Annotated in this window: 6 protein-coding genes; 4 read left to right on the forward strand and 2 right to left on the reverse strand. The window is 67.9% G+C overall.

Annotated features, from left to right (window positions below):
* The first annotated feature begins 325 nt into the window (after positions 1 to 325).
* Positions 326 to 1,279, forward strand: a complete 954-nt coding sequence (locus AC5RUF_RS03170) for an SGNH/GDSL hydrolase family protein (protein ID WP_494129682.1) — start codon at positions 326 to 328, stop codon at positions 1,277 to 1,279.
* Between the two features lie 35 nt (positions 1,280 to 1,314).
* Here the strand turns inward: AC5RUF_RS03170 and AC5RUF_RS03175 are convergent, their stop codons facing one another.
* Together AC5RUF_RS03175 and AC5RUF_RS03180 are read right to left on the reverse strand one after the other, a co-directional pair.
* The gene (locus AC5RUF_RS03175) at positions 1,315 to 2,382 is read right to left on the reverse strand and encodes an ATP-dependent DNA ligase (protein WP_494129683.1); all 1,068 of its coding nucleotides are present in this window, start codon (positions 2,380 to 2,382) and stop codon (positions 1,315 to 1,317) included.
* 10 nt (positions 2,383 to 2,392) lie between these two features.
* On the reverse strand, positions 2,393 to 2,944 hold the full coding sequence (locus tag AC5RUF_RS03180) for an RBBP9/YdeN family alpha/beta hydrolase (protein ID WP_494129684.1): 552 nt from the start codon (positions 2,942 to 2,944) through the stop codon (positions 2,393 to 2,395).
* A gap of 94 nt (positions 2,945 to 3,038) precedes the next feature.
* Between AC5RUF_RS03180 and AC5RUF_RS03185 the strand changes: the two genes are divergently transcribed.
* From AC5RUF_RS03185 to AC5RUF_RS03195, 3 genes are all read left to right on the forward strand, one after another.
* Positions 3,039 to 4,058 (forward strand): LLM class flavin-dependent oxidoreductase, encoded by a 1,020-nt coding sequence (locus tag AC5RUF_RS03185; RefSeq protein ID WP_493998493.1) that lies wholly within the window; start codon positions 3,039 to 3,041, stop codon positions 4,056 to 4,058.
* A gap of 219 nt (positions 4,059 to 4,277) precedes the next feature.
* Positions 4,278 to 4,802, forward strand: coding sequence for an RNA polymerase sigma factor (locus AC5RUF_RS03190; RefSeq protein WP_494129685.1), 525 nt, complete (start codon positions 4,278 to 4,280; stop codon positions 4,800 to 4,802).
* Complete coding sequence (locus AC5RUF_RS03195) at positions 4,802 to 5,911, forward strand: CU044_5270 family protein (protein ID WP_494129686.1); 1,110 nt, start codon at positions 4,802 to 4,804, stop codon at positions 5,909 to 5,911. Before AC5RUF_RS03190 ends, AC5RUF_RS03195 begins: the two co-directional genes overlap by 1 nt.
* Positions 5,912 to 6,109: the final 198 nt, after the last annotated feature.

Consider the following 6,109-nt stretch of genomic DNA (forward strand, 5'->3'; position numbering starts at 1 on the left):
GCCCGGAATGCTGGACCTGCCGGATGACTGGACCTGTCGAATTACTGAACAGGCGGTCGGTATCTCGACAGCCTAGCGCAGAGTGACCTGCACCACACCCCCGTCCCGGCTGCGGTGTCAGGCCATGCCGCACGGAGCATGGGGATCCCGGGACACCGCGCATCCCGGGATCCCGGCGTTCCGATCCGAATTCCCCGCGTTCCGATCAGGGTTCCCCGCGTTCCCGGCACGGGATCGGTGCCCACCGATTGCCGGAGACCCGGGTGTACGGAAGACTCTTTTCCGTGAGCAGTCCGTATTCCGGCGTTTCCGCAGGAGCCCAGTGATGAGCCCGCCCCGCGTGCACGGCCGGGCGGCGCGCCTTGCCGCATTGCTGGCCGGAGTGCCGTTGCTGGCCGGAGCAACGCTGCTCGCTGGCTGCTCCGGACTGGAATCCGCCGATTCCCCGGCGACACCGTCAGTCCAGACATCATCCGGCGCAGGGACTGATCCGTCCAACAGCGCCTCCACATCGGCCGGGCCATGGCCCGCCGAACCCGTCAATTACGTGGCCTTCGGCGACTCCTACGCGTCCGGTTACGGCGGCGGCCCGGTGCTGGACGCTTGCGGCCGGACCGCCCAAGGGTATCCGGCGCTGCTGGACGCCATGGACCGCGTGGAGCTGGATGCAGATGAAACCTGCGCCGGAGCCACCGCGCTGACCACGGACCCGGTGGCACCGGAGGGACCCGTGGATCTGCCCGAACAGATAGCCGACGCCGAAGCCCGTGGCGTTCTTAATGCCGACACCGAAGTTGTCACCGTGACCATCGGCGGCAACGACGTCCGGTTCGGGTCCGTTGTGGCGGCGTGCGCCGGGGCCACGCTTCCGGCTGCCTGTGTTCCCGCCGTGGAGCAGGCGCAAATGTACGCGGCGGACGTCCTCGCCCCGTCACTGGCCGCGCAGTTGGAGCAGATCAGCACCCTGGCCCCGAACGCAACGCTGGTGGTCACCGGCTATCCGCACCTTTTCGAGCCGGGCACCGCCGGCCCCCTCAGCGCCGAAGCGGTGGACCTCTTCAACTCCGGCACCGATGCGCTCAACTCGGTCATCGCCGGGCAAGTGCCGGACGGCGCTGTGTTCGTAGACGTGGTGGACGAATTCGCCGGGCACGGCTCGGGCGCTGCCGACTCCTGGATCCGCTTGGACGGCGGCCCCTTCGACCTGCACCCCACGGAGACCGGCTACCGGGAGGGCTACACAGCAGCCGTCCTTGCGGACGCCGGCGACCTCTTCTAACCCGCGGCATCAGCCCGGCACCGCTGCGGGGCATGCTACGCGCCGAGGACCTCCGCCAGGTCGAACTTCACCGGCTCCTCCAACTGTGCGTAGGTGCAGGATTCCGGGGTGCGGTCCGGCCGCCAGCGGACAAACTGCGCCACGTGCCGGAACCGTTCGCCTTCCATATGGTCATACTTCACTTCCACCACCCGCTCCGGGCGCAGGGGGACAAAGGACAGGTCCTTCTTGCCGCTCCACCGGCTGCCTTCGGAGTTGCGTGGCGTGCGGGTACCCGCTTCCTGCTCGGCTTCCGCCCACGGGTGCCCCTCCTCCCCGGCGATCAGCGGCTGGAGTTCCTCGAACAGTTCCCGCCGCCGGTCCATGGAGAAGGAGCCCGCCACGCCCACGTTGGTGAGCTCGCCGTCGTCGTTGTAGATTCCCAGCAGCAGCGACCCGATCAGGTCCGGTCCGGACTTGTGCACCCGGTACCCGGCCAGCACGCAGTCGGCAGTTCGTTCGTGCTTGAGTTTGGCCATGGTCCGCTTGTTCGGCGCATAGGGCGCGTCCAGGGGTTTGGCCACCACACCGTCCAGCCCGGCACCTTCGAACCGCTCGTACCAGTCCCGTGCCGTGCCGGCGTCGTCCGTGGCGGCGGTGACGGAGACCGGGGCCTGGGCCGGCTTCAGCGCCTGCACCAGGGCTTCCCGCCGTTCGGCGAACGGCTTGCCGGTGTAATCGGTGTCGCCCAGAGCCAGCAGGTCGAAGGCCACAAAACGGGCGGGGGTCTGCTCGGCGAGCAGCTTCACCCGGCTGGCTGCCGGGTGGATGCGTTGCTGCAGCAGTTCGAAGTCCAGACGCGTGCCGTCCGCAGCCACCATCACGATTTCCCCGTCCATCACGCAGCGCTCGGGCAGGTTCTGCTTCAGCGCCTCCACCAGCTCCGGGAAGTACCGCGTCATGGGCTTCTCGTTCCGGGAGCCGATTTCGACGTCGTCCCCGTCCCGGAAAATGATGGACCGGAACCCGTCCCACTTGGGCTCGTAGAGGTAGTCCCCCTCGGGGAGGGAGCTGACGGCCTTGGCCAGCATGGGCGCAATGGGAGGCATCACCGGAAGTTGCATGTGCCCATTCTTATCCGATTGCGGGCCGTTCCCCCAGCCCTGCGGTGAACGCGGTCAGCAGGTCCCGGCCCTGCTCCCAGTAGCCCACGCCGGCGTCCTCGTTGATGTGGGCGAGTTCCCCGGCACAGACAAGCGGCACGTTCCAGCCCGCGGCGATGCTCTGCGCGGCGGGCAACGCGCAGTACGGATCGCTCTCGCTGGCCACCAGCAGCCCCGGCACCGGCAGCGGCTCCAGCCGGGGGTTGCGGAAGGACCCGGCCGGAGCCGGAAAGGACGCGGCCGCAGGATCGGGTGGCGTCACCAGGAAAACGCCGCGGGCGCCCCCGGGGTTGCGCAGCAGCCACTCGGCCGCGGCCAGGCAGCCAAGGCTGTGCGCCACCAGGACCGTGTCCCCGTGCCGCGCCCCGGCGGCCCGGTCCAGGGCTGCCATCCAGTCCTCCAGTTCAGGTTCGTCCCACGACAACGGCGCAAAGCGGGTGACCTGCGGCAGGTCCGCCTCCCAGCGGCTCTGCCAATGCGCCGACGACGAACCGGTGTACCCCGGGACCATGGTGATGTGCACTGTTCCTGCTTCCTGTTCACTGCTCCCGGCGACGCGGCACCAACCTGTCCCCAGGAGCGGGAATACGGCCGATTGTTCCAACGCTGTGGCTGGTATGAAACGAATAGGGTTCCTGTCCTTCGGACACTACCGGAACGCACTCGGGTCCCAAACGCCGACTGCACGGGACGCTGTGCTGCAGCAGATCGAGCTGGCGGTCGCTGCGGAGGAAATCGGCGTCGACGGCGCGTACATGCGGGTGCACCACTTTGCCCCGCAGTTCTCCGCCCCGTTCCCCACGCTCGCCGCCATGGCCGCCCGGACCAGCCGCATCGAGCTGGGCACCGGCGTGATCGACATGCGCTATATGAATCCGCTGTCGATGGCCGAGGATGCCGCCGTTGCGGACCTGATCAGCGGCGGCCGGCTGCAGCTGGGCATCAGCCGGGGATCCCCCGAGCCGGCCCTGCGGGGATATGAGTCCTTCGGTTACGTTCCGGGGCCGGATTCCTCCGACGCCGACATGGCGCGGCAGCACACCGAGGTCTTCCGTGCCGCCATTGCCGGTGCCGGGGTGGCCCGGTCCGATCCGGCCATGACCGGCACAACCGCTCCCATGTCCATCGATCCCCTGTCTCCCGGACTGCCCGAGCGCATCTGGTGGGGTTCGGGCACGCGGGCCACGGCCAAGTGGACCGGCGAGCAGGGCATGAACCTGATGAGCTCCACCCTGCTGACCGAGGACACAGGCGTGCCGTTCGACCAGCTGCAGGCGGAGCAGATCGAGGTGTACCGCAAGGCCTGGGCCGACGCCGGCCACCAGGGCACGCCGCGGGTCTCCGTGAGCCGCAGCGTCATCCCGCTGGTGACCGGGCAGGACCGGCATTACTTCGGCCTGCGTGCCCAGGCCGAGGGCCGGGACCAGGTGGGCCACCTCGACGGCGGCTTGGCGCGGTTCGGCAAGAGCTACATCGGCGAACCCGACGTCATCGCCGCGGAGCTGGCCGCTGACGCCGCTGTGCAGGCGGCCGATACGGTCCTGATTACCGTACCGAACCAGCTGGGCGTGGATTACAACGCGCATCTGCTCGAGAGCATCGTCAAGCTGGTGGCACCGGACGCCGGCTGGCGGTAACTTCTTCGCTGGAAACGTTGGCACCTACGGGGCCTGGTTCCGGCGGCAACGAAACTTCCCGCTCGCTTCAGCTCGCGGGAAGTATTAAAGCCGCCTCCGCCAGGCCCCTTCGTGTGTCCGACGCCGTTCGTGGGTGGAACATACCGGACAGGTTCTTGTTGCAGGCGGGGTTTCGGAAGCCGCAGTTACACTTTGGGGGCTGCCGGACATTAACAGGGCATGAGCTTACAAACCGTCCGGAAGGAACAACGGGACTTGGAGAGGGAGAAGCGTTTCCTGGCGGCCCACGCCGCGGGCCATGACCGCATCTACCGCTACTTCCGCCGTCGAACCGAAAATGCCGCAACTGCCGAAGACCTGTGCGCCGAGGTCTTCCGGATTACCTGGGAGAAGACCGGGCAGCAGGAGAGCCTGACCGTCATGGTGCTCTTCGGGATCGCGAGGAACGTCCTCCGCAACCATGACCGGGCCGCACAGCGGTCCGCGAGCCTCCTGGGAGCCCTCCAGCTCGAGCGGGAGCATGAGCGCGACACGGATGAATCCCGGATCCACGAGGCCCTGGCCCGGCTCGGTTCCGATGAGCGCGAAGTCCTCCTCCTGACCTACTGGGACGGATTCAGTTCAAGCGAGGTCTCAGACCTGCTTGATACCAGCGCCACCGCCGTCAGGATGCGCCTGCACCGGGCGCGCAAAGCACTTGGCCGCCTGCTAGCTACGGATTTCCAGTCAGAGGGAGCGAAATGATGAGCAAAACTAACCTGTCAGGCGGCACCGAACATCAGCTTGCCTCCGTGGACCCCGCGCGTCACCTCACCGAATCCGAACTGGCCGGCAGCCGCGCCAGGTCGCTGGCTGTAATGGGTGCCCCGCCGGCGGCGCAAAGCACTTCGCCCTCCCACCTCCACGCGGTTCCTCCACTGCCCGGACGTGCAGTGCCGGCAGCGCCCCGCGTCCGACGCCGTGTGCTGCTCGCGTCCGCCGCTGCAGCTCTGCTTGTGGGCGGCATAGTGGTGGCCGACGTCGTCCGGCCCGGCAGCCCCGGGGCCACCGCTGAGGCGGCCGAAGTCCTCAACGCCGCGGCCGACGCCACCATCCGGACCTCGGACCCGGTGGTGGGCCCCGGCCAGTACCTGTTGATTGACACAACCGAGCTGACCTGGTCCGGTATGCAGATGGCTGACGGCAGCGATCTTTCCTGGCAGGCGACCGTCACTGATCAGCTCTACATACCGGCAGACAAGAACGGGGAATGGGTCTGGGACCGCGGAGAGCGGATTCCGTTGGAGCCCTCCTCTGACGCCGTCAAGGCAGCCGCCGCCGAAATGACCAAGCTGTTGCAGCAGGGCAAGGGCGGCCTGCCGAATCCGACGGTAGGAATCCAGCGCGGGCCGGGAGGAGCTTTCTACGGGCAGGCGCCGATGGTCATCATCGGCACCCCCCTCGCGGAAGCCGGAAGCCTACCCCGGGATCCCCGGGAACTGCTGGACCTCATTTACGAGCGCACCGAAGGCAAAGGCAAAACACCGGAAAGGGAGGCATTCGTGACAATCGCGGACGGCCTGCGCACGGGGGCCGTCCCCGCTGAGCTGCGGGCTACCATGTACCGGGCCGCTGCGCTTATCCCCGGTGTGACCGTGAGCGACAAACAGGCAACGGTGGACGGCAGGACAGGCATCGCCATCGGAATCCCGAACCCGGAGGGAACATCGCGAACGGACATCATCATAGATCCGGACTCGGGACTGGTCCTCGGGGAACAGGACGTGCTGCTGCAGGACTTCCCCGACGCTCCGGCCGGCACGGTTTCAGCCTGGACCTCGGTAAAGACGTCGGTAGTGGACTCCGCCCCGTAAGGGACGCCTGACGGGTCGCCAGGCTCGGCAGTCCCGCACACAGGGGCGCCGGACGGGCCGGGTCAGGCGCTGAGATGCAGGGGCGCCGGACGGGCCGGGTCAGGCGCTGAGATGCAGGGGCGCCGGACGGGCCGGGTCAGGCGGCTTTAATAACTCTCGCGAGCTCTGCGAGCGGGAGTTTTCGTTGCCGCCGTTCCG

The sequence above is a fragment of the Arthrobacter sp. Y3224198 genome (assembly GCF_059090025.1).